Origin of the sequence: Methanolobus sp. WCC4, assembly GCF_038022665.1 — an archaeon.
Lineage (GTDB): Archaea > Halobacteriota > Methanosarcinia > Methanosarcinales > Methanosarcinaceae > Methanolobus.
Genome location: NZ_CP150629.1, coordinates 1,836,870 through 1,862,875, shown reverse-complemented (window position 1 = coordinate 1,862,875; position 26,006 = coordinate 1,836,870). Strand labels below are relative to the sequence as shown.

Genomic DNA, 26,006 nt, shown 5'->3' with positions numbered 1-26,006 from the left:
ATACTATATTCATAGATCAAATAGTGATCATAGCAAATACCATATTTTTGGACGACACCATGCAGGAAGACTCTGACAAAGAGAAAAAAAGGGGCTTTGATATTATCAAAGGTCTGGATTTTGACAGGATCTGTCGAGCTATTCCTTATTCGGATCGGAAAGCAGCTTCAATAACTATTTATTAAGAACTACCCCAACTAATATTGAGGAGAAAAAAGGGATTCAACAGACTATTGAGCCTGCGTTAACAGTTCCACATATACATATCAAGCCTTCATGAAGGTATTCTATGAGCACTGAAATAAGGTCGAAACATCCGAGGGACATATTCAATGAACTGAAATGGAAAGAAGATCTTGATCTAAACGAATGCACCGTAGAGTATATCCACCGGGGTGCACCCGGAAATACAAAAAGGGTCTCCGGTGAGGATATAACAGATATCGGACATTCATTCTTTACACTTATTCCGGACACTATGATCCCATATCACAGAATACTTAAGATCAGGTACAAAGGGGAAGCGATCTACGTAAAACCTTAACGATAGCACGTTCGTTCTTCAATATTCACCAGCAAGTTCTTGAGATGGAGAGGGATCAGGAATTCATTGAAAAAGTGAAGAGCATGCAGAGATCGCTCAGCATTTCTACTATAGTTCCAGTACAGTAGATTTATATATAATGTACATGTTTATGAGATATACACAAGTCCAAAAATGATTGCACTATAATATGTTGCTGAAAATTGCATTTACAATGATCCTTTGGGTACTAATTGTTGGGGTGGTACCTTACAAAACACCAGCATAAAGCTGGTGTTCTTCACTTCATTATATCTATTCTTATTTAAAGAACAATGTTTCTTATGAACCTATATAGGTTAAGAAAGATACTTACTAATGTAGATTACTAAGTGAGTGGGTCTATACTATAAGGCACTGGGGAGTGGGATTTCCGGTGCTATTCCAATTTTTTCGATCTAGCATTTAGCAATATCAGGCAAATTATCGACACTGATCAGGTTTCCTGATTGTAAAGATCGAATTATGATGACGTTGAAATTAATATTGACATATTAAATTAAGAAAAGATCATGTTATATCATGCAAACCCTTTATATGGAACAAGGTTCACCAGGTGAAAGTGGAACCTTATAAAAAGCAAGCCTCCAGGCAGGTGTTTCAACTTATAGCCCGATAAGAAAAAATCCTAAAACCAACCAACCTTTCTTATCGGGCTATAATTCTTAATATCCGGATGATTCCCCGGCAAAATTTGTAAACTTCCTGAGTCTTTTTTAAGGCATAATGATCATAGCAAAATTATAGCTTTTGAAATTTCAATGCCGTTGTAATTTTCGTTCACATGATGAATTACACACAACGTGGTTTAAATACTGAACAATCATACTAATTTGTGCAGTAGTAAATTAAGCACATGGGGAGTGGGCTTATAGGGTATCGATCATCTAATGAAATAATGATGGTACGATATTAGAAGATCGATACCTTCACTACATTTCGGTGGCATATACCGTCTATAGATGAACGTGCCTGATAGCAGTTATCACCCAAATACCTACACAACAACCAACAATCAAATTGACTCTGTCAGGCAACCTTTTCTAATAGATGATCAAATATTAGAAAATTGGGAAAATGATGCTCATAGGTCTGGAATTGCATCATTGAATCTAGTGGTACAAATAAGAATATACTGGGGGCAGTACGATAAGGCGTAGTAGTTTGGATATTTCTATCGCTATCTTAAAGATAGCCATGCATGGTGCAAAGAAGACTCACATAGTTTATAATGCAAATCTTAATTCTACAATAGCAAACAAGTATCTTTCTACACTGGAGGAGAAAGAACTCATCGAGCGTAAAGAGAATATTTTCATAACAACTGATAAAGGACGAGCATATGAGGAAATTGCGAGTGGACTGAAGATCCGCTGAACTCAATTACTGATTACATTGTTTTTTTATTTTATTTTATTTTGAACCAGAATTATTAGAATGCTTGCCGAATTAACTCTCATAAGCTGAAAGCGATAGATCCATTCAAGAAGCTACAGTACTTTTTGAATTATTAAAAGGTTGATATAATCTAAGAATGATGAGATCTGAAACAAAAAATGAGGTTTAAGAGGAAATAAACACTCTACTTTATCCTCTCTGATCTCTTCTTGAAATGCTGGAAGAGATCAAGTCCCCAGTTGCGGGCACTTTCCTTGAAACTCATGACCTTCTTGTGGTCGAAGGAGCCGTCCTTGTTGAAGAATGCTATAAGCATCATGCCATCAGTTACCGAAAGGGCACCTATCTTCACATCCTCATCATCACAGATATACATGTGAGAGTTCTCCCCTTTCATCATGGCATCGTGCTGTTCCTTATATTCATCCCTCAGCCTTTCATAGACCGGACGTGTGAGTATGAGGTTGTAGTTGATCCCTTTCTTTGCAAGTTCAGAGTAATTGTTAGGACATGACGGACAGAAATATGAATAGAAGGTACAGGCATTCTCTGTCTCACGGAGACTTGCAAGCAGCTCTTTAGGTGGCTCGAAAAGGTGGTTCAGGTCAGGCTCATGTACCATGACATCACCAAGGTCCCCAATCCTGTCAAGCAGGAATTCAGGTATGGACTCAAGGTTCCTGCTATCCCAGTAACTCTTATTCTGTTCAACCACGTTCAGGGCCTCGATAAGAGGTTTGATCTTCTTCATGATCATCTTTCCAATAGAGGTGAGCCTGTACTCGTCCTCCTCCTGCTCGATGAGTCCCTGTTCGAAGAGTATCTTCACCTGGGCCATGATCGCACTGGTCGTCCCTGTAAGAGAATCCTTGATCTCGTCAACAGTGGCCGGGCCATCCATTAACATAAGGAGGGTCTGCTTTCTCTTTTCCGACAGAAACACCGTACTTATCAACTCGGCCTTCATGATATTCTCCCACTTATTAATTTGTCCTGCTAGTATAAAATTTTGTGCCCGTTAGGCAGTTCGTCTGCCTGTTGCGTATTGTTTTGAGACACAAATTCATTAGCAAATTATACCAGACGGTTAACGCCGTTAACATTCGTGCCCCAAATTCATTTATTGAGTGATATAACAACGTTATTCTGTCGATTCGCTCATGGGTTTAAAAGGCTTCCTCCTTCAGTAATTCACATATCTTATTTCCTGAAACAAAATATTATTTTTATAATTATGTGAAGAAGGAAGAAACAGAAAGGCAAAAGAAATGGGCAAAATATAAATAGCTGTTACAAAACAGCCATTTTGTACACCGGTTTTCAGATATTGGGTCTGACCTGCTTTTCAGAGAACACACTCCCGATCATAAGGAGATCGAACAAAACATCATGGTCCTGTCCACACCACTTGAAGTCATTAATAGATGCAGCAGTGAGCCCAGAAAGGAGTTATCCATACAGCATAAAAGGACAAGCTGTCACTTATCTAGAGATTGACTTTGTAATAAGCTGCAAGCAGAACTCCTAAAGAGAGATAAAGGATAAAAAGAACAAGTATTCCTTTTAATATTGATATTGTTTGTTTTTTCATGGTATCTATGGAGCACAATAATACACGGAAGTTCATGGGAATCAACTGAAACAAAGGGTAGCTATAACTGAAACACACATCTTAGATATCTTTTAATGTCCCTGTTTCATCATAGACAGGTATCAAGACTGAGAACTCTATTGTTCTCAGTAAAAAGCATCCCTTTCTGTAAACGTTCCCTATAAAATAAAATAGAGCAAAATACTGCAAAACCAATATTATTATTTCCTGATGTCATCTCATTCCTCGCAATGTATATCCAACCTTCAGATATTTCTCAGAGGAGATGATATCTTTCCCACCATCTTCTACAATACAATCATATTTTAATTAGTCGGTTAACTAAAATATTCCCATTATACTAAAAGATCAATAGTGTATATACAATAATTTCAATTTAAGTTTAATACGATCATCAAAAAATGAGTGAAAATGATTGAAAATAATCAAAAAATGAGTAGCATCCAGCAAAGGACAGGATTAAGAGAATAGATCACCAGTCACCAAGACATGACTGACACTCCGAAGCAGCCCTGTCCTCCAGTATCTGAGTGTTCTTCATTACCTGCTTCTCAGAAAAACCCCTCTCAGTTACAAGGAAATCGAATAATTCATCCGAGCAGGGTTTTTTCCATTTGAGACTATAATCTGTAGTAACAGGCGGGTTCAGGAAGAACTCCCTGATCTCCTCCACAGATGCACATGCACGAATGTCCCTGTCCTCTTCACTTATCACAGTATTGACATCACCATGCTTCCTGATAAGTTTCAGGGCGGTCTTGGCACCCACACGATGCATCCCTTCATTGAAATCCGTACCGATACATATAGCAAGATCGATCAGCTGTTCCCTGCTCAGATCCAGTTCCTCGAGACTGGATGAAAGTGAGATGTGTTCCGGGGTCTTTGCCACATACTTATTCTGTCCCGGAACCTTTCGCTTTCCGGTGCTTCCAAGGTTGCGTACCACATCCTCTGCACCAAAAAGGAAGACATCATAATCCTGTGAGCCAACAAGGTCTGCATCACCCTGAGATACCATGAAAGCCGCCTGCGCCTCTGCCTCAGACTCTGCCTGTATCCAGGGAATGCCCATGAGCTCAAGTATTCTCTTTGAACTGTCAAGGATGTCCGGTGTTATCCGGGAAGTTCCCTGTGCATATTTCTTCATGTCCTCAAGGTTGCCTTCATCTTTAGCTATCTCATAGTTGAGGGCTGCATTCTCCTTGCACTCCTTACGCTTTTCAAGGGTCTCTTTTTTCATCTCCGGTGGCTTTCCGTCAAAGATGAAAACCGGTTTGATATTGGATTCCCTCAACTTGCTGGTCCTTGAGAACAGACCTGTGAGATGGGATACCGGATTGCCTGAAGAATCTGTGAGCAATGAACCATCACGCTGGCGAATGGCACTCAGGAACTGGTAAATTGTGTTGTATGCATCTATTGCTATCACTTTACCTGAGAGTTCCTCGTAGGTTATCGGATCCTTTTTGAGTAATTGTCCTATCTGTGTGCCCATGGTATGCTCCTTTTCGATATTGTCCTGTCTGACTGCATAAAGGAGAAGGTCGTTTAATAATACACTGGTTCAACAGTTCTGAATTTTACAGTTGTCAAAATTCAGTTCTCGGACTTAACATTTTATCTAATATGTTCTTCAAATGACAATTGTTACTTAAAGTACCAATTAAAGGGGAGTGAAAATGGCAGACAAAGAAAAGAGAGTACCTGAGAATGTACCCGGGCCTTATTATGTTGACAACAGTTGTATCTCATGCCAGTTATGCAATGACAGGGCACCTGATCATTTCAGGATGAACGAGAACAACATGAACTCGTATGTTTACAAACAGCCGGAAACAGATAGTGAGATAAGGAACTGTGAAGAGGCACTGAGTTCATGTCCAGCATCTGCTATTGGTAATGATGGATAGAAGTATCTGTATTTACCCAATGGAACTTTTTTAGCATTATTGATCCTTGATCTTCCACAAACAATAATAGCCTTCAAAAACAATGCTATTACAAGTAAAGAATTTTTTACACGGAGCGGGTGATGATGACAGGCAGCAAATATGTTCGCTGGTTCGATGAAATAAGCATTGATGACATTCCATCTGTAGGTGGAAAGAACGCATCCCTTGGAGAGATGTACAGGGAACTGACAGATAAGGATATCAGGATACCGAATGGTTTTGCGGTCACTGCGGATGCGTACTGGCATGTATTAGAAGATGCCGGAGTTCTGGATGAACTGAAACGAACACTTGAAGGACTGGATATCGATGATGTCACCGACCTTGCCGGCAGGGGGAAGAAAGCAAGGAATCTGGTACTTGATGCCGGTATCCCCGATGATCTGTGGGATGAGATAAAAGAGGCATACGACAGGCTCTGTGAGCAGTACGGGGAAGATGTCGATGTGGCTGTACGCAGTTCTGCAACAGCAGAGGACCTGCCCAATGCATCATTTGCAGGACAGCAGGAGACATATCTGAACATTCATGGTTACCATTCACTAAAAGATGCCTGCAACAGGTGTTTTGCATCACTGTTCACGGACAGGGCCATATCATACAGGGTGAACAACGGTTTCGACCACTTCAAAGTAGGCCTGTCCATAGGTGTAATGAAGATGGTCCGCTCGGACCTTGCATCCAGCGGGGTGATCTTTACCCTTGATACGGAAACTGGTTTTGAGAACGTGGTATTCATCACAGGGGCCTACGGACTTGGTGAGAACGTGGTACAGGGACTTGTGAACCCTGATGAGTTCTATGTTTTCAAACCCACTCTTGGAGACGGATACAGACCCATAATCAAGAAGAAACGCGGCAGTAAAGAGATCAAGATGATATACGGTCGGGGAGATTCCCGGGTACTGACACGTAATGTTGACGTGCCGGAGGCTGACAGGAAGCGTTATTGTATCACTGATGATGAAGCACTGGCCCTGGCAAAATTCGCGATCACCATCGAGGAACACTACTCAGGAAAGAAGGGCAAGTGCATGCCTATGGACATTGAATGGGCAAAGGATGGAGAGACCGGTGAGCTGTTCATAGTCCAGGCAAGACCGGAAACGGTGCAATCACAGAAGAGGAAGGATGTTCTGGAGACCTATTACCTTGACAGGTCCGCTGATGTCATTGTCACCGGAAGGAGTGTCGGTGCTAAGATCGCTACAGGGAAGGTGCATGTAATACCTGATGTATCACAGCTTTCCGAGTTCAGTTCAGGGGAGATACTGGTTGCCGATACCACAACCCCGGATTGGGAACCTGTGATGAAGAAAGCTGCTGCCATCATCACAAACAAAGGCGGAAGGACATGTCATGCAGCTATCGTGAGCCGTGAGCTTGGCATCCCTGCCGTTGTAGGTGCAGAGGATGCAACGGAAAAACTGAGAGATGGGATGGATGTGACGGTGAGCTGTGCGGAGGGGGATGCAGGCAGGGTGTATGAAGGAATCCTTCCGTTCCATATCGAGACCGTGGACCTGAAGGGACTTGAGAAGACAAAGACCGAGATCATGATGAACCTGGGCAATCCAGAGGAAGCCTTTGCCATGTCCATGATACCGAATGATGGCATAGGACTTGCAAGGCTGGAGTTCATTATCACGAGCTACATCAAAGTGCATCCCATGGCACTTGTGCATCCTGAGAAGGTTGAGGATGAGGAAGTGCTGGAAGAGATAGACAAACTCACCGGCAGGTACGAGAACAAGGCGGATTTCTTCGTTGAGAAGCTCGCTCAGGGTGTTGCAACGATCACAGCAGCATTCCACCCGAAGCCCGTTGTTGTACGTATGAGCGATTTCAAGTCAAATGAGTACGCCAGCCTCATAGGCGGAGAGTATTTCGAGTTCGAAGAGAACAACCCCATGATAGGTTTCAGGGGTGCTTCACGTTACTACGATGAGCGCTACAGGGAAGGCTTCGCCCTTGAGTGTAAAGCCATGAAAAAAGTGAGAGATGAGATGGGACTGACCAACCTCATACTCATGATCCCATTCTGCCGTCGCATCGATGAAGCCAAAAAGGTCCTTGAGGAGATGAAGAAGAACGGTCTTGTAAGGGGAGAGAATGACCTCAAGGTCTACATGATGACCGAGATCCCGAGCAATGTCCTGCTCATAGACGAGTTCAGCAAATACTTCGACGGCTTCTCCATCGGCTCCAACGACCTCACACAACTCACCCTCGGCGTCGACCGCGATTCCGAGATCCTTGCATCCACCTTCGACGAACGCGACGAAGCCGTGAAGAAAATAGTTTCAATGGCAATCCAGGGTGCAAAACGAAACAACAGACACAGCGGCCTCTGTGGTCAGGCTCCAAGCGATTACCCGGAGTTCGCAGAGTTTTTGGTAAAGGAGGGGATAGATTCAATCTCGCTGAATCCGGATTCTGTGATGAAGATAGCGGTTAAGGTGCTTGAGGTTGAGAAGGGGATGGAGGATTAATTGGTTGATTTTGCGAGTGATGAAAAAGTTTTCATTTTACCTCCCTTTTTGGTTAGGGGTATATACAACTCTATCTGGCAACTCTTTTGCTAACAAATAAAATCCTTGTTGGATTTTAAAACAATTCAAAATTAAAACGAAATGTATTAATAGATTTGAACTTACACATAAAGAAAAAATCAACAAAAAACAAAATGGTTTATATGGCATCTGTAATATTTGATGGAACTCTATTAACTCAAACTTTTTCGCTTGATCCAATTGATTCAATAATTGTTCTAGTACTAGCAATATTGTCAACAGGACTCAATGTTAAACTCTTAAATAAAGAAGAATGTTTTGAAGGTCAGTATATAAAAGATACGTATTATACCATAAACTTTTTTGGATTTTTATTTTTATTCTTTGCTTTTATGGTTTTTTTGAAAGAATCTGGATATGTAATCGGGCTTTTTTTCGTACTAATTTGTGAGGCATTGTTCTGGCAATCTCTGAGGTTTTCACGTAGAAAAGAAGAAACATCTTATTCAGTAAATTATCATTATAATCAAAAGATTTCATTTGTTAATACATCTTTAGTTAGCGCGCTATATTTTTTGTTTATTATAATTATGGTTATAAGTTCAAATTTTTCTATTGCAGAAACAAATGTTAACATTTTTGGTACTCTGCTTTTAATTTCAGTTTTTAAATCGTTGTATGGTGTATTTACTGGAGAAACATATGTGCAGTTTGCTCAACTACATATTTACTCATATTTGTTTATATTCTTAGCAATGATTATATCGTCTACATCAGGAATTACATCATTGTCTTTTAACGTAACAGGCTACTTCCTAGCTTTGTATTCTGCAAATGAAATTGCTCGGTACAAGAATAATTTCTACATCTTTACATTTAGAACAATGGCAATTATTCTATTTTTTACTGGATTTTTCTTGAGTAATTTAACCTCTACATATATGCCACTAATAACTTTTTCTGCAATTGCCTTAGTTATAATAGGAACGTTAGTTAGGCTAAGAGAACAGAATTATGATAAAGATAGACAGAGCATTCTTTTTTATACTGTTATTGGTTCATGTTTCATCCTCTATTACTTATTGACAGGAGAAATCTTTCTTTTATCTGATATAATTAAAGGCATAATACAGGTGCTTGACATCAATTTCTCCTTTAATCTTCTACCTTTCCCTAACATGACCATTTAGAGTAAAAGACTTCTTTTAGCCTTTTTCCTCATATAATGTAGTTTACCCGTAGAATATCCATAATCATCCCGCCAAATCTCACAAAAACCATAGCTGATGACAAAAAATTTATACTCCCAAAAGAAACCACGATATATGGAAAAGCTCATCTATATCTACTCAATTGTTGCATGGTTCATCCTCGTGATCCTTGCGATCATCAATGGGATCATCAGGAATTCATTTTATACTGAGGTTCTTGGAGAGCTACGTGCTCATCAGGTGAGCACTCTTATCTTCTGCACACTTATCATAGCATTCTCCTATGTATTCTTCAAATATTCAGGGGTTACAGGCAGTCCGAGAGATTATGTGTACGTTGGAATAATGTGGCTCTTCCTGACCGTTGCCTTTGAGTTCCTCTTTGGACACTACGTTGCAGGTCACAGCTGGGAACACCTTCTGGCCGACTACAATATATTGAAAGGAAGGGTCTGGATAGTTGTGCTCATAGTCACAGCCCTGGCGCCATCTATTGCTTACAGGCTGACAGATCATAGTCCATGATCCCGATAAAGCATTTAATGATAGAGAACAAACAAGCTTTTAATGACAGGAACACCAGAACCGGATATACATTCATCCAGGGTCACTGAACGTATAAACGCAACAGCACTTGCAATACTTGATAAGCATCCTGATGGTCTGCGCTGGTCTGAGCTGATCTCTGAGATAAAGGAATCAGACCCTGCTTTTCATCCGAAGACTGTCAATGGGTGTGTCTGGAAACTTGTCGAAAGGTTTCCTGACAGGGTTTACAAACCATCTAAGGGTCTTTTCCGTTCACTGAAATACAAATGATCGTTGCTATTATAACTCAGTTATCAGCGTTGAATCTTTCAGGTAATATTCATAGAGCTCCTTTATCCATTCAAGTGCACCCTGGCCTTCACATATCAGGAACTTGTGGTCGAAATCCCCTTTAGTGTTCAATAACCCCATTACTAAATGGAAAGTATCGAATGTAAAGTGGAAGAATTTCATTTCCCTTTTGCAAACATACAATTTGAAGTATTCACTCTTTATATACTTTGCAAATTCATCCGGGTATTTTGACCTGATCTTGTTAAGCAATTCCTGAGAAACGACATAGTTGAACTCAACCTTATTCTTAATAGCTTCTGCAATTATTGAATCAATATCAGGATACATTAAATTAGTAACAACATAAACATTTGGAGACCAGATATTCGGGCTGAACGACCTGTGTATAGAAAACAGATCATGGATAGGAGGATTGATCATTTCACAACTCCTGAGCTCGTCGATCCTATCCATAAGGTATGGGGGAATAAAACTAAGATCACGACTTCCCCAATAATCCACATCAATATCAAGAACTTCAGTCGTATTCAATAAAGGGACCATTCTTTCAACAACGATGTTCCCGATAGTTGTCAATCCACAAGTATCATCAAAGTGAGTTATCAGGTGATGCTCCTCAAGGATCTTGAGCTGTGGAAGCAATGCATTCCTTGAAGTTTGAAGGGATTCGAGAAGGGTATTCATATCCTTTGGACCATCCTCCAGCAATAAAAGAACAGTCTTTCTTTTTTCAGACATGAATATTACATCAAGTAGTGATCTTTTCATTTAATGTCATCTCTGCTGGTTTTTTGTTCTTTTGATACAGCTCGGTTATCGGAATGGAATCCTCCAGGTAATGTTCAAAGAATCCATTACCCCATTCGATCGCTTCCAGGTCAGAACAGAGCATATACCTGTTATCGTATCCACCATCATTTGTCAGCAAACGAAGAATAAGGTAGTCGCTAGTGCACCCGAAAGAAAGAAAGTCTATTTTTTCAGGATAGACATAGAACCGGAACAACTTATTTTTAAGGAACTCTGCAAAATAGGAGTACTCTCCGTTCTGTATCTTCTCAAATAAAGAAGTCGAGACTATGATCCTGATTTTCATCTTCCTCTCAAGCATCGAAGAGATGATCTCATCAAAATTCATGTAAAGAGTCCTGGTAACTACAAGGAAAAAATCCGAAGTTTCGGGATCTCTGGCAGATACATCTGTAATTTCATGTGGACCACTATAATGAGCATACATCTCTTCAGGAGGATTGTAGATCCCTGAAAGAGGTGGGCTGACAACTTTACATTGTGCAAGTTTACCTATTCCTTCCAGAAGCTCAGGAGAAAGGAAATCAATATCATGGGTCCCCCAGTGATCTATATCGACATCCAGGAATTCGGTCTTATCAAGTAAAGGGACCATTTTGCCAACTACAATTTTCCCGATAGTTGTCAATTTATAACTATCTTTATGATGACAAACAAGATGGTGTTCTTCCAGGGTCCTTATCTGTGGAAGCAGTGAATTCCGTGACGTTTTCAATGAATTGAGGATAACTGATATTTCCTTTTCCCCATTCATCAACATCAGGAGAACGGCTTTTCGTTTCTCAGAAGCAAATATGACATCCATCAAGCTTTTTTTCATTTTTTACATAACCCCAGAGATAATATGATCACATCCGGCTATCCACAGGATGATACAGGCAAACTGCCTTGAAACTATTGAAATTAATAATTGGTACGCAACTGTTCAATATATATGGTTAAAGTTGAACTGAATAGTAATTTAGATAAAATGCTATTAAATTTACGGTTTACAATTACCCGGTCTCTCGATTTCTTTTTAATCCTCCCATCAAGTGTATGATCCCTCACATCTAGCTCTACATTTACCTCTAGATAGTACTTAATAAAATACTAAAATGATATTGCAATTATTTTTATATAATAACATTGTATATTAAATTGTTTTTGAAGTGATCGTATATGACAACACAATACATTAACAAGGTTGGTGTCTTCTCTCTTGGGAAGATACTTGGTGCAGTTTACGGAATACTCGGACTTATAATAGGAGCTTTCATGAGCCTGTTCTCTATTGCAATGGGCTCCATGATGGGAGAAATGGGATTTGCCGGTGGACTCATGTTCGGTGTCGGTTCGATAATAACCCTGCCGATATTCTATGCAGTTATAGGGTTTATCGGTGGTATGATCATAGCAGTGGTGTTCAACCTGATAACAGGTTTTGTCGGTGGACTGGAAGTGGATATAGAGTAAGCGTGCATCTGAGAACAATAGTTTACTTTTTTATTTTTATTTATTTCTACTAAACTATTTTTATGTAGTTTCACCCCATATTCCTTCCACATGCAGAACAAAAGCCTTCTGCATTTGTTGCATCGTTACAATAAGGGCATGATTTTTGTTTGGACCCTATATTAGACCGCTGAACAACTGAATCAGTTATATGTGTCTCAATATTATCTCCATAGTGTATATTATTGAACACAGTCTGGTTTTCAATATTTGTTGTTGTTGTGTCGTTCCTTCTTTTGAGGATTTTTCGAGTAAAGAATATTGATAGAATTAACACAAATACAACGAATCCAACTTCAAGTAAATGTGCATTGAATGCAACAGAATCTGCTGTAGAAATGCTATTAGATATTCCAAGGGATGAGCTCTTCCCACTAACCTGTGTAACCACTTTTTCTGCAACACTCAGTTTTTCCATGGATGCAGAAACGGAAGCTGTAGATCCGTCTTTTACAGTTACTGTCCGTTGTAGGTCGTTATAACCATCTTTAACCAAATTAATGGTATATGTTCCAGGAGATATGCCTTCAAGATAGAGGGGTGTAACTCCTTTATAGCTACTTCCCAAATATACACTTGCACCAGCTGGGGTAGAATCAATATCAATGTTCCCATTTTTCTTGACTAATGACTTTTTGTAAGTTGTCGAGGCACCTGCATTGATATAAAATGTGTCAGAGACATCTCTATAATCATTCATGGTGATAGAAATACTATGTGAACCAGGAAGGAGTCCATTCACTGTTAGTGGACTTGAGCCTGCATATTTGTCATCTATATACACCTTAGTTCCACTTGGAGTTGTAGATATACTAACACTACCTGTTTTTTGAGAAAGGGTCTTGCTTATTGAGCTTTGTGAATCTGGTGTGACCGTAATAGTAGTGCTTAAATCATTGTATCCTTCTTTTTTCAGAAGCAACGTGTGTTTACCTTGCAATACATTGGAAATAGTCATTGGAGATATTCCCTTGTATTGCCCATCAATATAAATTTCTGCATTTTTTGGGTTTGTACTTACAGATACTTTTCCATAAGGATTTTTAATATTGAAATATTGACTATCTTCAATATAATAGGGTCCAAGAGTGTTGATGTTAAGTAAATCCATTTCGTAGTATTTAACGGTAATAACTATGTTACGATTTCCAGATGTAGCACTATTTGTAATTTCTACAGGGAAAGAGAACAGGTTACTGGATTTTTTATTTATCCGGGATATACTCTGAGTAGGAGAGCTTATGACAACTCCACTGCTGGGTGACACCTGTACCGATACAGTAACATCTTTTACCCAATCATTTCCACTAACTTCAGATACCAGTACTTTCAAGGTAGAAGATTCTCCGGGATATAAGCCAGGAGTGAAACTAATTTGCGTATCTACTACAGGTGTTCCTGCATGTGCTGGAGTGATGAGAACTAATAGAATCAACAAAAAAGTGACTACTTTTAATAGATTAAGTGGAAGCTTTATACCATAATTTTTTTCAGTTAACATAGTAATTACCCAACCAAATACCATCTTCTTTTGCAGCATAAGTAAATATATGAAGAATGTATTTATAACTTTTGAAAAGAGGTAAGAAAGAATGGTAGATATAACAACACTTTTGACAGATTATGGCTATATCAGCCTTTTCATCACAAGTTTTCTAGCTTCGACTATTCTTCCCCTTGGTTCAGAAGGATTAGTAGCGCTAATGATCATTGACAAATTTAATATCTACACAGTAGTGATTGTAGCATCAGTAGCAAATTTTCTGGGGGCATGTACTTCCTATTACATAGGTTTCACGGGAAGAGGACTTATTATAAGCAAGTACATGCGCATCTCCGATGAACAGATAAGACGAGCAGAAGGCAGTTTTAAGAAATATGGAGGCATATCCCTGTTGTTCACTTGGCTACCAGGAATAGGAGATGCTATAGCCGTTGCTGGAGGGCTTTTAAGATATAGTTTTGTTCAATTCACTATACTAGTATTTTTAGGAAAGCTCTTCAGGTACATGCTTGTTGCATACATTGCCAGTCAGTATTAATAAAAGATGAGATCAGGCAAATACAGATCTCAGATATCTGAGAACGATATCATTGAACTGCTCGTATTGCTCGATAGAGCAGACATGCCCGCAATTATCAATGATCTCAACACGGGAATTGCCTATCCTCCTGCTGTATCTCAAAGTATCCTTCAGGAATAGATGATCCTCATCACCTGAGACATAAAGGACCTGGACATCATCGTCAAGTTCATCCAGCCATGTGAGACTGTCATTTGTTTGGGGGATCAGGTCCACCCATCTGCAGAACTCTTCATAGCCTAATTTCTTCGCTTCCGTCACGAAGATAGAACGAGATCTCCTGTGATTGCTCCTTGGAAGTATGATGTAGGCAAAGAACCTGTACAGGATCATGTAATTGATCCATCTCTTGAACGTGATAGCAAGGTAAAGCAGGAACTTCGTCCTCAGGTTGAACTTGATTATCCCGCCTCCAAGGATGAGCGAGCTAACCTTTTCAGGATAGAGCACAGCGAAGCGCAGGCATATCAGTGAGCTGAAGGAAAAGCCCATGAAATGAGCTTTTTCAATCCCATAGTGGTCCAGTGTGCTGGCTATGAGCCTGCACACCTTATCCAGCTCCAGTTTCCCCTGGACCTTCTCCTTGTGCATTTCCAGAACAAGCAGATTATAGTGCTTTGAGAAGAAAACGGTCTGGTTCTTCCACGTCCGTGCACTGCCTCCGAAACCATGCACGAACACTATCCAGTCAGCAGAACCTTCCTTAAGGTGAACCTCAGCACTAAATCTTTTTCCTTCTGCCATCGGTTATTCCTTTCTTGAATGCAAGGTATTTTAAGAACACAGGGAAGTTCTTCCGGTTATGCTCCGGCATCTTCTCGAAGAGTTCCTCTGATAATGCCTCCCATTCCCGGGCACGCTCATAGCTCTTCTCCGCAAGATGCTCGGCAGATTCAGGATTTGACAGATGGGTAGACCGGGCTCCCCCTTCCCTTACAACATCAACGATAGCCTGCGGGGTGTCTATCAGCGGACATGGCCTTAGCGGATTCTCAGAGAACGGCTGAGCAGCCCTGAAAGTGGTGAAGAACTTCGACCTCAGTGCATCAGCAAGTGAGACATCGTGTATATTGGAATCGGAATAGTGACAGAACGCACACGGCTCAACATCACCCTTGGCATTGATATGGGCAAAGCCTGTCCCTGCACCAAGACAACCGAAACAGAGATGTCCGTTGTTCCAGAAATCCACTATCACATAATCGTGTCTTTCGCAGTAATCCCTGATCTTTTCCTGCACATACGCCCTCTGCTGAGCAGTACACAAAAGAGATGTATCGGCATCACTACCCACCGGGATATACTGGAACATCCACCCGAACCATGCACCCTTCTCACGCATCTTATCAAGGAACTCATCACTGGCAATGGTCCTGTAGTTCTTTGAATGATAGCAAGCAGAGAAAGAGAAGCCGATATCCCTGGAACTCAGGATATCCATGGCCCTTATAGCTTTATCGTAGACACCTTCTCCTCTTCTGAAATCGGTCTCTTCCTTTGTTCCCTCAATACTGATAAAGACATTCAGATTACCGACCTTTACCATCTCATCAGCGAATTCCTCATCGATAAGAGTGGCATTGGTGAACGCACCGAATGTCATACGGTCGTGTTTCCTGCACAGTTTCAGGATATCATCTTTCCTGAGAAGAGGTTCGCCACCTGTCATCAGGCAATCCAGAATAACTAATTCCTCAGCCTGGGTCAGTATATCATCGAACTTCTCATAGGAGATATTATGTCCGCTCTCGTAGTCCTGTGACCAGCATCCCTTGCATCTGAGATTGCAATCGCTGGTCGGATCGATGAGCAGGACCCTTGGAATAGAGCACTTGTGTTTGAAGCCATTGTAGAGCTCTTTTAAGGTGATGAACTCTCCCATTGTAAGATGAGTGGCAATACCCTTCGCTGAGAAGAACTGCTTACTCCTGTAGACGTAAGCCTTATGGTGTGGAAATGGAGGAATCTCCTTCTTCTCCCCATTTACCATTAGATATTTCAAATCTTAACCTCTGCCTTATTTCTTGGTTACAGAGACCTTTTGTGGAATGACACCATCAAAGACGAACTCGCCATTCTCATTGGAGTCCAGACTTGTGATCTCAAGTCCCGGAACAACTGTATAGATCCTCGGGAAATATTCTTCCATCACACTTACACTCTCATCCTCCAGATATGAATCAGGCAGAGAGACCGGGCCAAGATAGAATGATTCAGGATCTCCGCTCAACTGGTTATTGGTGACACTGATACGTCCCTTGCTGTATATGTTCAATTTATCAGGAAGAGGAAATGGGACATCATCTGCAACATCAGAATAAAGGTCGGTCTTAAGCCTGCCGATATCTGCTGTACTGGATCCTTCCATGGTCCCGTCCGGCAAAACCTTCACCTGAAGGTCATCGAACCACCAGAACCCAGGTGCGATCTCGTTCAGCAGAGCCGTTGATTCCGCTGCAGTCAAAGTGAATTCCTTTCTTTCATAATCTGAGAACTCGAAATTATAATCATTGATAGATTTCTTTTCCGCAGTCTGTTTGTATTCTTCCAGCTCTTCACCGGTCATGCCTTCGAACTCTATCTGCATACCGGTCTTCTCTAACGCGCTCACATAGTCCTCATGGGTGTACTCAACCCCAAGGTCCTTAGGCCCCAGTATCGAAAAACTGGCAGACACCCAGAGAACACTGCCTAATATCACTACAATTACCGCTAAGAAAACAAGCTTCATATTTCCTTTTTCATTACTGCTCATTGTACCACTAATTCACTTTTTTGATTTTGTAACAACCACTTTTGCACTTGTACTATTTGATGAAGTATCCAACCCTGAACAGCCAAATATCAAGTGCGAACCACTGGCCCAGTCATATCGTATGATAAGCAGGGCTATGTAAACAAACTTATCTTATTTGAGATGTTAAAACCTGAATATATGCTTTGCTATTTTATCTGCTCGATCCTGATCAATTAACCATTGATCCACATTTTTTTGATAATAGCGAGCATACTTAACAGTAGTTATAATTTTGCATTAAAAAGATATTTTTGTTATATGGTTGCTTAAAGAAGGAATATACGGCTCTGTAGAGATCCTGTTAATTGCAACTTTGAACACAGCAATTCTTATTGGACTGAAACAACTGCAATATTTCAATAGTTTTCAGGATGATAGAAAAAGAATGTGCCGCCTAAGGCGGATGGTAGCATTGTTCTTTGTTTGCCAATGATCTTTTGCAGAACTATCAGAAACGCAAGGGTACAGGGAACAATAAGTTAAACTGATTGGAGACATGAATTACTTGATCGATCCCGGAGGGTCCCGGCGAAGCTGGCACGGTCCGAAAAAGTGAAAATGATCTGTGCTTAAACTTTATTTTACATTCAAGTGAGGATCACTACAGAACTGAAATATGAATACTGTAAATAACTTGAATTAAAAAATCGGATCACGGTTCGATCCAGACCTCAAGCACCCTGTCCTTTATCTCATAATCCTTTACAGTGGTTATCTTCATGTCCTTTGGGTTCTTGATCCATCCAAGGTCATAGTCCTTTTTCTCCCGCCCACCGCAGCAGACCTTCCTTGTGATCCCAAGGTTCAGTTTCACACGGTCGATATCCTTCTCATCGATCTCTTCAGCCTCTTCCTGATATCTTCTTTGTATAAGGATCATGAAAATTCCCCATTCAAAGGATATAGTGATATTCATCGAGATAATAATTTCCACAGAACAGTGGTATTATCACATCAACAACTTCGCCAGCAACGGAGCAAGGAACACCGTTACCAGTCCGGCAATGCCTATTGCAAGACCACTCATGGCTCCCTCGGTCTCTCCAAGTTCCACAGCCTTGGTGGTCCCAAGGGCATGGGAAGAAGTACCGATGGCAACACCCACCGCCACCTCATCATCTATCCTGAACAGCTTGCAGACCATCGGACCCAGCATCACACCGGCTATACCTGTAAAGACAATTGCAGCCACGGTAATTGATGGCAGACCTCCAAGCTGGTTCGAGATCTCGATACCGATCGGTGTCGTGACCGATTTAGGTATCATGGAGACGCTCACCAGCTCATCCAGTCCGAACATCCTGCACATCACAATGATGCTGATGATCCCCGCAGCAGAACCTACACTGATGCCGGCGATTATCGGGAACACATTCTCCTTCAGAAGGCTTATCTTCCTGTACAGTGGCACGGCAAGGATAACAGTGGCCGGACCCAGGAAGAACGATATGAACTGCCCACCCCTGTTGTAATCCTCGAAACTGATATGCAAACCTAAGAGCAGGACTATTATCATCAGCATGCTCAGGACAAGGGGATTCATGAAGGGGGACCCTGTCCTTTTGTAGACCAGTCCACCTGCATAGAATGTCAGCAGGGAGATACCTATGCCGAACACAGGTGACTGCACTAGCTGGGAGATAAGCTCACTCAACGGACCGCCTCCTCATCAGTATCTGTACCGTTGCACCGGTGACAACTGCAATGATGAAGGTCGAGACCACTGAAATGATAAAAAGTGCAGTCCACTTTCCTTCAAGTATCGTGAAACACGTAATAATTCCCACAGCTGCCGGGATGAAAAAGAATGCGAGATGTTTCAGGAAGAAATTGCTTACATCCTCTATCATGGACAGCTTGATCACACCTGTCAACAGGAATATCAGCAGGATAACCATTCCCAGAACGTTTCCAGGGATGGGCAGACTGAGATAATTGTGTATCAGGTCACCCAGATAACAGATAGCAAGAATTATTCCGAATTGGATGACATGGATGAGATACTTCATTCAAGATCACTTTCGTTTTTTAAAAAGCAGAACAACATAAGAACAACAAATGTACTGCTCTGAAGCGGTTATAAGGTCAGTGGCAGATATTAGCACTTTCGGTTCATGCTGACATCATACCACTGGAAAATGAAAGATATTCCTGATCGGAATATCATTTGTTCCTGTTCTGGTTGTTATTACCGGAACCGGAGCGCTTACCACTCTTGTTCCTGCCCTGACCTTTCGGTCCGCTCTGGGCCCTCTGACCGCTTTGCCTGTTAGATGGGGAGGACTTGAGAGCATTGGCCTTGACGTTCTTCTTTTCCCTTCTGACAGTTCTTCTGCCTTCTTTCTTAGTTTCACCATCTTGAGGTTTGGACCTTGCTTTGCCATCGTCGCTTTTAGCTTTTCCTTTACCCTCACCGGACCTGGCTTTACCTTCACCTTTCTTACCCCTGCCATGACCTCTTTTAGGACCGGGACCTTTCCTTTGTCCATGCTGTCTCGGAGCGGGTTTTGCATCAGCACCTGTGGCGTTCATTGCCTTCTCTGAATGATAGTCATGTTCGGCAACCTCGATCTCCATCCTGATAAGCTTCTCTATCTCACGGAGGTGATCACGCTCATCTGAAGCACAGAAAGAGAATGCTGTTCCATCGGCTCCTGCTCTTGCAGTACGCCCGATGCGGTGTACATAACTCTCTGGGATGTTAGGCAGGTCATAGTTGATCACGTGTGATATATCATCGATATCAATACCACGGGCTGCAATGTCTGTTGCAACCAGTACACGCAGTTGTCCTGTCCTGAAATCCTGAAGTGCCTTTGTACGGTGTGTCTGGGACTTGTTACCATGTATCGCATCTGCAGGTATCCTGTTCTTGTTAAGCGTCTGAGCTACTTTGTTGGCACGGTGCTTCGTACGGGTGAAGATCAGCACACATTCAAGGTGCTTGCTCCTGAGGAGTTGCAGTATAAGCTCGTTCTTGTCCTCGGAGTCAACAAAGAAAATGTACTGGTCGATACGCTCGACCGTTGTTGCCTGTGGAGTTACCTCCACGGTCACAGGATTTGTCAGCATCTTCTTAGCAAGCTTTGATATCTCAGGTGACATGGTAGCTGAGAAGAAAAGAGACTGGCGCTTCTGCGGCAATAATCCAACGACCTTATACACATCGTTGATAAAGCCCATGTCAAGCATCCTGTCAGCCTCGTCAAGGACGAAATACTCCACATCAGAGAGATCGATGTGTCCCTGGTCCACAAGGTCCAGTAATCTGCCAGGAGTCGCTACAAGGGAATCTACGCCCTTTGAGATGGCTCTGACCTGTGGACTCTGACCAACACCACCAAAGATCACAGTGTGCTTGAAACGGGTGTATTTGCCGTATGTCGAGAAACTGTCCCCTATCTGGGCAGCAAGTTCCCTTGTTGGTGCAAGCACCAGTACACGGGGGCTTCTCGGACGTGCCCTCTTCTTTGAAGCTGACATATTGTGCAGGATCGGTAATATGAACGAAGCTGTCTTGCCCGTACCTGTCTGGGCAATGCCTATCATATCCTCACCTTTCAAAAGATGTGGTATGGACCCTTCCTGTATAGGAGTGGGATCAGTATAGCCTTCATCGGACAAAGCCCGTTGAAGCGGAAATATTAGATTAAGATCATCGAATGACATAGTTGTACCTCAAGTTACACTGCAAGGCTCGCTGGAAATTGCATCCTGTCCGGCTTCTGCAAGGAACGATTATCTATTGTCCTTCTTGCCAGACTCTGCAACATATTCCATACAGTAGAACATCTGTAGATAAGATCATGGTTGTGTTCTAAAAAAACGATATCAAGCCTTTAAGGGTCAACAATTTACAAGTAAAACATGGGATGTTAACTTCAATAATTTATTTGAAAAATTGTATGGTGCTCCGGCCGGGATTCGAACCCGAGTCTTCGGCTCGAAAGGCCGGAATGATTGGCCGGACTACACTACCGGAGCACGTTGATTTCGCTTTAGTGAAGCGACTCCAACATAGCACATATTGTATATAAAGCTTTCGGATAATCAGCAAATCTCCGCTGAATTTTCATCATCACTGATGTTCGCGACCCATGCAGTGATCTTCTCACAGGTCTCAGGCTGACATGCATCCCTGCATCCTGCACATGGTGAGAACATCTCACCGGACATAAGGAGATCGAAGCATGGTTTCTCCTCTTCCTTTACTTTAAGGAGATATGTCCTTGCTCCATTGGCGACAGCCTGCTCACGAGTGATAAGGTCATCATCCAAAAGCTTGGACACTACCCTGGAACATTTACGACTGTCAATATCAAGGATCTTCCAGAGCTCGTTCTGGAAAACCCCCTCCTTGCTGTCGCGAATAATGTTCAATGCGGTCTCTTCAATACTCATGTTAGTTTCCACTGAAGAGTTATTCTTCCATCGGGACAACAAGAATGATGTTGTTACCACGCAACACCACGGAACCAAGGGAACGCAGGCGCTCACCGTCAGCGATCTCAACGGTGTCCACCAGATGCAGGTTCATGTAGTCATCTGCACTCTTTAAAGTTCCTTCGAGATGGTGAAGGTCACCTTTCATCTCAACCTGGATCTTAGATCCGATCAACTTCTGGACTTTCTTATTTGGGAACAAAATTAATCCTCTCTTTCATTTAAAAGAATAATGTGAATGCCATTAATTCTCAGGCTTATTAAAATAGCCAATATCATATTTATTCTTAGCGATTTACCTGATAAAGATGGCCTTTCTTATCAGATATAACCCTGCAGATCGGTACTGTCCTGTACCGATTCGGACTTCTTATTAGAAGCTTTGACCTGTGGCTTTGTTATAGGACCGAATGCGGCCTCATAGTTCTGGATATGCTGACCCAGCCAGCGTGCGAGTTCCACTGCTGCCAGAGGAGAAAGTATGACCTCTGTCTCAAGTCTTCTCTGAATGACCTGCTCACCGTCGGACTTACCCGTTGCCATGGGCATATCATTGTAGAACCCTATCCTGAAATCATAAGGGCTGTGTCCTCCGACTGCGCCTATGGAATATACCTGTTTGAAATCATCCGGCTTATACAGCTCGATCTTCACACTCTTTTTCTTCTTTATCTCTTCCGGTTTCTCGGTCATTATCTTACCTTCTGGTACTTCTGTGTCCATACCACCGTATCCTCAATTGATTCTATCTGTATGCATGACCTTTATAATTTTTGATAAGGCTGCACTGATTGATCAAAATTAACGGCCAGCCAACTGTCAGTTAAAAGAGCCTCATCCTTCAACAAGTTTCCTGAGACCACGAGCCTTTGATGCAATTTCCCTCTTAGAATGAGCAGAAGCTATCATCTCCACAGCCTCCAGATTACGCACCACATTATCAAGATAACCCAGCACGTCACCCGGGTACGCAGTGATACCATAGAGATGCTCCAGCTTTTTTACAATACCCTCAGGGTCATATCCTTCAGCCCTTATGGAGATTATCTTCTCAGAGAACTTGCGTTCAGCACAACCACAATAAGGCGAATCACGACAACTACAGGTAAGGAAATCCGCTGCGAAATCCATTAGCTGATCACGCAGTGTCACATCCAGTCTATCCATGTTCTCACCCTCAAAGAGAATGTCCAGTGAAGCACCCTGGAAAACCCTGGAAGGCAGGTTCACATTAAGAGCAGCAGACACGCGTGCAGCATACTTGTAATAGACCGCATCGAAGAACTCGAGGTTCGAGACCGTGACGATAGGATCCTGGTCCACAAGTACTGAGTCACGTATGAGAAAAGCCTTTGAGACGGACAGGAAATGTCCTGCAGCTATCTTACCGAACCTTGTAAGTGATATGAAGTCTTCCTTCTTATGCAGGAATTTGTTCCGTGCCAGTTTATCCAGCAGTATATCGACATTATAATCTGCAAGCATTTTAGAATGGATGCTTTTCAGGTCGTTCTTCGATGAAGTGACAGCAGCCGAAGCAAGGATCTCTTCCAGCTTCTCATCCTCGCCATATTCGACCTTCGTGTGCTGCATCTCCCCCTTCAACAGTTTCAGGGCAACAGCATCCTCAGTATCACCTTTGTCATTCGAGTATTTCTTATTGGGAACAGCAAGCACAACTACCTCACCACGGTCATGATAATCCGGTCTTCCTGCACGTCCCAGCATCTGGAGGAAGTCCTGCATGGTGAGCCATTCGATACCCATTGCAAGGGATTCGAAGATTACCTGTGATGCAGGGAAATCGACACCTGCTGCCAGTGCTGCCGTTGTTACCACAACAGGGAGCTTACCCTTGACAAAAGCGATCTCCACCTTCTTCCTCTCCTGGCTCGTAAGACCCGCATGGTACGCGGAAGCTGAGATCGGTAGCGCCTCTGCTATACGATGACAATTACGTCTTGAATTTGTGAATATGATAGTCTGGCCCTTGTGTCCTTTTGAGGAGGTCGTTGAGAACTCCTGACGTACAAGACGTGCCATTATTCTTGTCTTGGAATGTTCGGGTGTCAGAATAAGATGCCTTTCTATAGGCACGGGACGATACTCATACTCGATCAGTTTAGCACCAAGTTGTTTTGCCCTTAGTTTTGGTTTTGCCACGGTCGCGGAAAGGTAGATGAACTGAGCTCCCGGTGCAACATACTTCAACCTTGCAATGGCGCCATCCAGACGATGACCCCTTTCCGAATCCTCGATCGTGTGCACCTCATCTATGACCACCGTTCCTATCTGACCGAACAGGTCCGCATTGCCGGTTCTCAGAACCTGGTCGAAACCCTCGTATGTTCCAACTATGATATCAGAATCGAGGGTTCTCTTCATAGAGGCGCTCTTCTTTGTCTTTATACGCTCACTACCGACACGTATGGAGGTCTTGATACCTATAGGTGAATATCTTTTCGTGAATTGGTCATACTTCTGGTTGGCAAGTGCGACAAGGGGTACAAGATAAAGCAGCTTGCCCTTCTTCCTGAGAATGTTCTCTATACCTGCAAGTTCGGCTATCAATGTCTTTCCCGTAGCCGTCACGGACGTAACGAGCTGGTTCTGCCCCTTGAGAAGACCATTCTCGACCGACAGTGATTGTACAGGCAGGAGAGTATCGGACTTTGCAAGGAGGATCTTCTTGAAGCTCTTATGCAAAGGCAGACCCATTATCTTCTCAGTGGGCACCGAAGTATTAGCAGCGATCGAATCGAACCTTGTAAGGTCTGGGTCGATGTCATCAGGACTTATCATGGCCATTGTCCTGTCAAGGTCCTTTGTCTTGAGCATCATCTCCTCGAAACGCTCACAGACCTCATCACCATAGTTCATATGGGAACTTTGGAGCGTGCGGAAGAGCTCCTCACGTGCACAGTCCTCACAGACCTTCTCCCTGTGATACCTTATAGAACGTCGGTTCAGGAAATTGAACCTGTTCTTAAGAAGACAGAACCTGCATGCATTCACAACATCAGCGCTCATCTGGAATCCACTGAGCATCTCAGCAAAATTCGCCGTCTGTCTTTCATCCCCGCCCTTTGCTATCATTATACGGTCAGCTGTCCTCAAAAGGTCGATGAACTCAGAAGGGGGCTTGAACTCTCCTTTTCCATTGGTCTTGACCTTGAACTTATGGGGACGTGGACCTGCATCCGTATCTCTCAGGATAAGCTCACCGACAAAAAGAGGCTTTTTCTTCTTATCCCGTATCGTCAGGATCATTATCTTTGACCTTTCGGCACTTGCAAGTATCCAGAGAGTCATCGCTGACCTTTGATGATCCATAGCCTATAAATACTATTGTATATATGTAAAATAAGATTTTTATAATATTAAAGTTAATATAAACATTAACTCATACAGGATAGAAATGGCGGGTCCTAAAAACATGCTGGAAACAAAAAACATCGATCAAGAGGCAGAATCCATAGAAGCTATAGAAACCTCTTTATATGACAGTCTTAAAAAACAGGATCATGACCAGAGCCTTGTGATCGAAGAAGGCGTACGTCTTACACAAACCGGGATCAATGTTCTTGACAGGACACTGGGAGGAGGATTGCCAACCGGTTCACTGACATATTTCTCAGCGGACCCACGGTCGATGTCAGAAGTTTTCCTTTACCAGTTCACCCAATCGAGAACAACCTATTATTTCACGACATCAAGAAGACCACGTTATGTGCTCAACGACGTGATAAACCTTGGATTCGACCCCGGGAACATCGTCTTCGTTGACATATATAGCGAATATTACTGTACTTCATGTGGCGACATGTCAGATAATGTCGGGAACGAGTTCATAGACTCGAAGATCATAGAGTTCACAGAGTACAATCTACGCAACATTGCAAACGATTCCAGCGGCGAGGAAGTGAACATAATATTTGATTCATTCTCGTTCTTCATGGAACTTACTGTGAACAAAGGTCTTATCAGACAACTTATCAACGTGCTCTACGAAACAACAAAGGAACTCGGATGCCTGACATATCTCTATGGGATCAAGAACGGCAACGGTCATGATGTAGAGAACTTTGTCTATGGCCTTTGTGATGTGATCTTTGAATCCATGCTCGACAAAGGTGCTGATAAGATCGACAGCAAACTTGCGATCCCAAAGATAAGGGGAATGATACCAAGTACTGAGATCATCAAGTTCAAGATAGGTGACGGTGTACAGATAGACACGTCAAAGGATATCGCATGATGGAT

General features: G+C 42.3%; 26 protein-coding genes and 1 tRNA gene. 10 read left to right on the top strand and 17 right to left on the bottom strand.

The features are described 5' to 3' along the window. The first annotated feature begins 289 nt into the window (after nucleotides 1-289). Both V7O63_RS08940 and V7O63_RS08935 read left to right on the top strand, forming a co-directional pair. A complete protein-coding gene (locus V7O63_RS08940) occupies nucleotides 290-544 on the top strand; it encodes an RNA repair domain-containing protein (protein WP_340818104.1) in 255 nt (84 codons plus the stop codon). A gap of 1,203 nt (nucleotides 545-1,747) precedes the next feature. Further along, on the top strand, nucleotides 1,748-1,960 hold the full coding sequence (locus V7O63_RS08935; protein WP_340818103.1) for a winged helix-turn-helix domain-containing protein: 213 nt from the start codon (nucleotides 1,748-1,750) through the stop codon (nucleotides 1,958-1,960). Nucleotides 1,961-2,165: 205 nt separating this feature from the next. On the opposite strand, the gene V7O63_RS08930 is transcribed toward V7O63_RS08935, so the two are convergent. After that, nucleotides 2,166-2,948 (bottom strand): winged helix-turn-helix domain-containing protein, encoded by a 783-nt coding sequence (locus tag V7O63_RS08930; protein WP_340818102.1) that lies wholly within the window; start codon nucleotides 2,946-2,948, stop codon nucleotides 2,166-2,168. Between the two features lie 1,117 nt (nucleotides 2,949-4,065). Next, on the bottom strand, nucleotides 4,066-5,091 hold the full coding sequence (fen, locus tag V7O63_RS08925; protein WP_340818101.1) for a flap endonuclease-1: 1,026 nt from the start codon (nucleotides 5,089-5,091) through the stop codon (nucleotides 4,066-4,068). A gap of 184 nt (nucleotides 5,092-5,275) precedes the next feature. Here fen and V7O63_RS08920 point away from each other — a divergent pair, with 184 nt between their 5' ends. The 5 genes from V7O63_RS08920 to V7O63_RS08900 all read left to right on the top strand — a co-directional run bounded on the left by V7O63_RS08920 (nucleotide 5,276) and on the right by V7O63_RS08900 (nucleotide 10,091). After that, the gene (locus V7O63_RS08920) at nucleotides 5,276-5,506 is read left to right on the top strand and encodes a ferredoxin (protein ID WP_340818100.1); all 231 of its coding nucleotides are present in this window, start codon (nucleotides 5,276-5,278) and stop codon (nucleotides 5,504-5,506) included. A 125-nt stretch (nucleotides 5,507-5,631) separates the two neighbouring features. Further along, a complete protein-coding gene (gene ppsA / locus V7O63_RS08915; protein ID WP_340818099.1) occupies nucleotides 5,632-8,040 on the top strand; it encodes a phosphoenolpyruvate synthase in 2,409 nt (802 codons plus the stop codon). A gap of 203 nt (nucleotides 8,041-8,243) precedes the next feature. Further along, on the top strand, nucleotides 8,244-9,251 hold the full coding sequence (locus V7O63_RS08910) for a hypothetical protein (RefSeq protein WP_340818098.1): 1,008 nt from the start codon (nucleotides 8,244-8,246) through the stop codon (nucleotides 9,249-9,251). A 135-nt stretch (nucleotides 9,252-9,386) separates the two neighbouring features. Then, entirely contained in the window at nucleotides 9,387-9,797 is a 411-nt protein-coding gene (locus tag V7O63_RS08905) for a hypothetical protein (protein WP_340818097.1), read from the top strand. A 42-nt stretch (nucleotides 9,798-9,839) separates the two neighbouring features. Further along, complete coding sequence (locus tag V7O63_RS08900) at nucleotides 9,840-10,091, top strand: hypothetical protein (RefSeq protein WP_340818096.1); 252 nt, start codon at nucleotides 9,840-9,842, stop codon at nucleotides 10,089-10,091. Between the two features lie 9 nt (nucleotides 10,092-10,100). Here the strand turns inward: V7O63_RS08900 and V7O63_RS08895 are convergent, their stop codons facing one another. Both V7O63_RS08895 and V7O63_RS08890 read right to left on the bottom strand, forming a co-directional pair. Continuing rightward, nucleotides 10,101-10,883: a winged helix-turn-helix domain-containing protein gene (locus tag V7O63_RS08895; protein ID WP_340818095.1), complete on the bottom strand. Its 783-nt coding sequence runs from the start codon at nucleotides 10,881-10,883 to the stop codon at nucleotides 10,101-10,103. Beyond that, nucleotides 10,864-11,745, bottom strand: a complete 882-nt coding sequence (locus V7O63_RS08890; protein WP_340818094.1) for a winged helix-turn-helix domain-containing protein — start codon at nucleotides 11,743-11,745, stop codon at nucleotides 10,864-10,866. The genes V7O63_RS08895 and V7O63_RS08890 overlap by 20 nt, the downstream gene beginning before the upstream one ends. Nucleotides 11,746-12,086: 341 nt before the next feature. On the opposite strand from V7O63_RS08890, the gene V7O63_RS08885 reads away from it, so the two are divergent. After that, nucleotides 12,087-12,380, top strand: a complete 294-nt coding sequence (locus tag V7O63_RS08885) for a hypothetical protein (protein WP_340818093.1) — start codon at nucleotides 12,087-12,089, stop codon at nucleotides 12,378-12,380. 70 nt (nucleotides 12,381-12,450) lie between these two features. Here V7O63_RS08885 and V7O63_RS08880 read toward each other — a convergent pair whose 3' ends face one another. After that, nucleotides 12,451-13,959 (bottom strand): PEGA domain-containing protein, encoded by a 1,509-nt coding sequence (locus V7O63_RS08880; RefSeq protein WP_340818092.1) that lies wholly within the window; start codon nucleotides 13,957-13,959, stop codon nucleotides 12,451-12,453. 52 nt (nucleotides 13,960-14,011) lie between these two features. On the opposite strand from V7O63_RS08880, the gene V7O63_RS08875 reads away from it, so the two are divergent. After that, nucleotides 14,012-14,461 carry a YqaA family protein gene (locus V7O63_RS08875; protein ID WP_340818091.1) on the top strand — a complete coding sequence of 150 codons (450 nt, stop codon included), beginning with the start codon at nucleotides 14,012-14,014 and terminating at the stop codon, nucleotides 14,459-14,461. Between the two features lie 12 nt (nucleotides 14,462-14,473). Here V7O63_RS08875 and V7O63_RS08870 read toward each other — a convergent pair whose 3' ends face one another. The 12 genes from V7O63_RS08870 to V7O63_RS08815 form a co-directional block, all read right to left on the bottom strand. After that, complete coding sequence (locus tag V7O63_RS08870) at nucleotides 14,474-15,247, bottom strand: alpha/beta hydrolase (protein WP_340818090.1); 774 nt, start codon at nucleotides 15,245-15,247, stop codon at nucleotides 14,474-14,476. Continuing rightward, on the bottom strand, nucleotides 15,225-16,505 hold the full coding sequence (locus V7O63_RS08865; RefSeq protein WP_340818089.1) for a radical SAM protein: 1,281 nt from the start codon (nucleotides 16,503-16,505) through the stop codon (nucleotides 15,225-15,227). Before V7O63_RS08865 ends, V7O63_RS08870 begins: the two co-directional genes overlap by 23 nt. Before the next feature lie 15 nt (nucleotides 16,506-16,520). Further along, on the bottom strand, nucleotides 16,521-17,258 hold the full coding sequence (locus tag V7O63_RS08860; RefSeq protein ID WP_340818088.1) for a hypothetical protein: 738 nt from the start codon (nucleotides 17,256-17,258) through the stop codon (nucleotides 16,521-16,523). 694 nt (nucleotides 17,259-17,952) lie between these two features. After that, complete coding sequence (locus V7O63_RS08855) at nucleotides 17,953-18,180, bottom strand: hypothetical protein (protein WP_340818087.1); 228 nt, start codon at nucleotides 18,178-18,180, stop codon at nucleotides 17,953-17,955. A gap of 69 nt (nucleotides 18,181-18,249) precedes the next feature. After that, a complete protein-coding gene (locus V7O63_RS08850; protein WP_340818085.1) occupies nucleotides 18,250-18,954 on the bottom strand; it encodes an LrgB family protein in 705 nt (234 codons plus the stop codon). After that, nucleotides 18,947-19,309, bottom strand: coding sequence for a CidA/LrgA family protein (locus V7O63_RS08845; RefSeq protein ID WP_340818084.1), 363 nt, complete (start codon nucleotides 19,307-19,309; stop codon nucleotides 18,947-18,949). The genes V7O63_RS08850 and V7O63_RS08845 overlap by 8 nt, the downstream gene beginning before the upstream one ends. A 154-nt stretch (nucleotides 19,310-19,463) precedes the next feature. Then, nucleotides 19,464-20,969, bottom strand: a complete 1,506-nt coding sequence (locus tag V7O63_RS08840) for a DEAD/DEAH box helicase (protein ID WP_340818083.1) — start codon at nucleotides 20,967-20,969, stop codon at nucleotides 19,464-19,466. A gap of 237 nt (nucleotides 20,970-21,206) precedes the next feature. Next, a tRNA-Glu gene (locus tag V7O63_RS08835) sits at nucleotides 21,207-21,284 on the bottom strand. A 66-nt stretch (nucleotides 21,285-21,350) separates the two neighbouring features. Then, nucleotides 21,351-21,701: an Lrp/AsnC family transcriptional regulator gene (locus V7O63_RS08830; protein ID WP_340818082.1), complete on the bottom strand. Its 351-nt coding sequence runs from the start codon at nucleotides 21,699-21,701 to the stop codon at nucleotides 21,351-21,353. Between the two features lie 19 nt (nucleotides 21,702-21,720). Next, a complete protein-coding gene (locus V7O63_RS08825) occupies nucleotides 21,721-21,945 on the bottom strand; it encodes an LSM domain-containing protein (protein ID WP_340818081.1) in 225 nt (74 codons plus the stop codon). 119 nt (nucleotides 21,946-22,064) lie between these two features. After that, nucleotides 22,065-22,466 (bottom strand): DUF3467 domain-containing protein, encoded by a 402-nt coding sequence (locus V7O63_RS08820; RefSeq protein ID WP_340818080.1) that lies wholly within the window; start codon nucleotides 22,464-22,466, stop codon nucleotides 22,065-22,067. Nucleotides 22,467-22,577: 111 nt separating this feature from the next. Continuing rightward, entirely contained in the window at nucleotides 22,578-25,055 is a 2,478-nt protein-coding gene (locus tag V7O63_RS08815) for a DUF5814 domain-containing protein (protein ID WP_340818079.1), read from the bottom strand. Nucleotides 25,056-25,161: 106 nt separating this feature from the next. Between V7O63_RS08815 and V7O63_RS08810 the strand changes: the two genes are divergently transcribed. Beyond that, on the top strand, nucleotides 25,162-26,001 hold the full coding sequence (locus V7O63_RS08810; RefSeq protein WP_340818078.1) for an RAD55 family ATPase: 840 nt from the start codon (nucleotides 25,162-25,164) through the stop codon (nucleotides 25,999-26,001). Nucleotides 26,002-26,006 lie beyond the last annotated feature (5 nt).

Excerpts from the sequence above, each read along its gene's own strand:
- V7O63_RS08885 (WP_340818093.1), top strand. The coding sequence starts at position 12,087 with ATGACAACACAATACATTAACAAGGTTGGTGTCTTCTCTCTTGGGAAG.
- V7O63_RS08840 (WP_340818083.1), bottom strand. The coding sequence starts at position 20,969 with ATGTCATTCGATGATCTTAATCTAATATTTCCGCTTCAACGGGCTTTG.
- fen (WP_340818101.1), bottom strand. The coding sequence starts at position 5,091 with ATGGGCACACAGATAGGACAATTACTCAAAAAGGATCCGATAACCTAC.
- V7O63_RS08930 (WP_340818102.1), bottom strand. The coding sequence starts at position 2,948 with ATGAAGGCCGAGTTGATAAGTACGGTGTTTCTGTCGGAAAAGAGAAAG.
- V7O63_RS08875 (WP_340818091.1), top strand. The coding sequence starts at position 14,012 with ATGGTAGATATAACAACACTTTTGACAGATTATGGCTATATCAGCCTT.
- V7O63_RS08855 (WP_340818087.1), bottom strand. The coding sequence starts at position 18,180 with ATGATCCTTATACAAAGAAGATATCAGGAAGAGGCTGAAGAGATCGAT.
- V7O63_RS08860 (WP_340818088.1), bottom strand. The coding sequence starts at position 17,258 with ATGAGCAGTAATGAAAAAGGAAATATGAAGCTTGTTTTCTTAGCGGTA.
- V7O63_RS08870 (WP_340818090.1), bottom strand. The coding sequence starts at position 15,247 with ATGGCAGAAGGAAAAAGATTTAGTGCTGAGGTTCACCTTAAGGAAGGT.
- V7O63_RS08920 (WP_340818100.1), top strand. The coding sequence starts at position 5,276 with ATGGCAGACAAAGAAAAGAGAGTACCTGAGAATGTACCCGGGCCTTAT.
- V7O63_RS08890 (WP_340818094.1), bottom strand. The coding sequence starts at position 11,745 with ATGAAAAAAAGCTTGATGGATGTCATATTTGCTTCTGAGAAACGAAAA.
- V7O63_RS08940 (WP_340818104.1), top strand. The coding sequence starts at position 290 with ATGAGCACTGAAATAAGGTCGAAACATCCGAGGGACATATTCAATGAA.
- V7O63_RS08880 (WP_340818092.1), bottom strand. The coding sequence starts at position 13,959 with ATGCTGCAAAAGAAGATGGTATTTGGTTGGGTAATTACTATGTTAACT.
- ppsA (WP_340818099.1), top strand. The coding sequence starts at position 5,632 with ATGACAGGCAGCAAATATGTTCGCTGGTTCGATGAAATAAGCATTGAT.
- V7O63_RS08810 (WP_340818078.1), top strand. The coding sequence starts at position 25,162 with ATGGCGGGTCCTAAAAACATGCTGGAAACAAAAAACATCGATCAAGAG.
- V7O63_RS08820 (WP_340818080.1), bottom strand. The coding sequence starts at position 22,466 with ATGGACACAGAAGTACCAGAAGGTAAGATAATGACCGAGAAACCGGAA.
- V7O63_RS08895 (WP_340818095.1), bottom strand. The coding sequence starts at position 10,883 with ATGAAAAGATCACTACTTGATGTAATATTCATGTCTGAAAAAAGAAAG.
- V7O63_RS08910 (WP_340818098.1), top strand. The coding sequence starts at position 8,244 with ATGGCATCTGTAATATTTGATGGAACTCTATTAACTCAAACTTTTTCG.
- V7O63_RS08905 (WP_340818097.1), top strand. The coding sequence starts at position 9,387 with ATGGAAAAGCTCATCTATATCTACTCAATTGTTGCATGGTTCATCCTC.
- V7O63_RS08900 (WP_340818096.1), top strand. The coding sequence starts at position 9,840 with ATGACAGGAACACCAGAACCGGATATACATTCATCCAGGGTCACTGAA.
- V7O63_RS08830 (WP_340818082.1), bottom strand. The coding sequence starts at position 21,701 with ATGAGTATTGAAGAGACCGCATTGAACATTATTCGCGACAGCAAGGAG.
- V7O63_RS08845 (WP_340818084.1), bottom strand. The coding sequence starts at position 19,309 with ATGAAGTATCTCATCCATGTCATCCAATTCGGAATAATTCTTGCTATC.
- V7O63_RS08815 (WP_340818079.1), bottom strand. The coding sequence starts at position 25,055 with ATGACTCTCTGGATACTTGCAAGTGCCGAAAGGTCAAAGATAATGATC.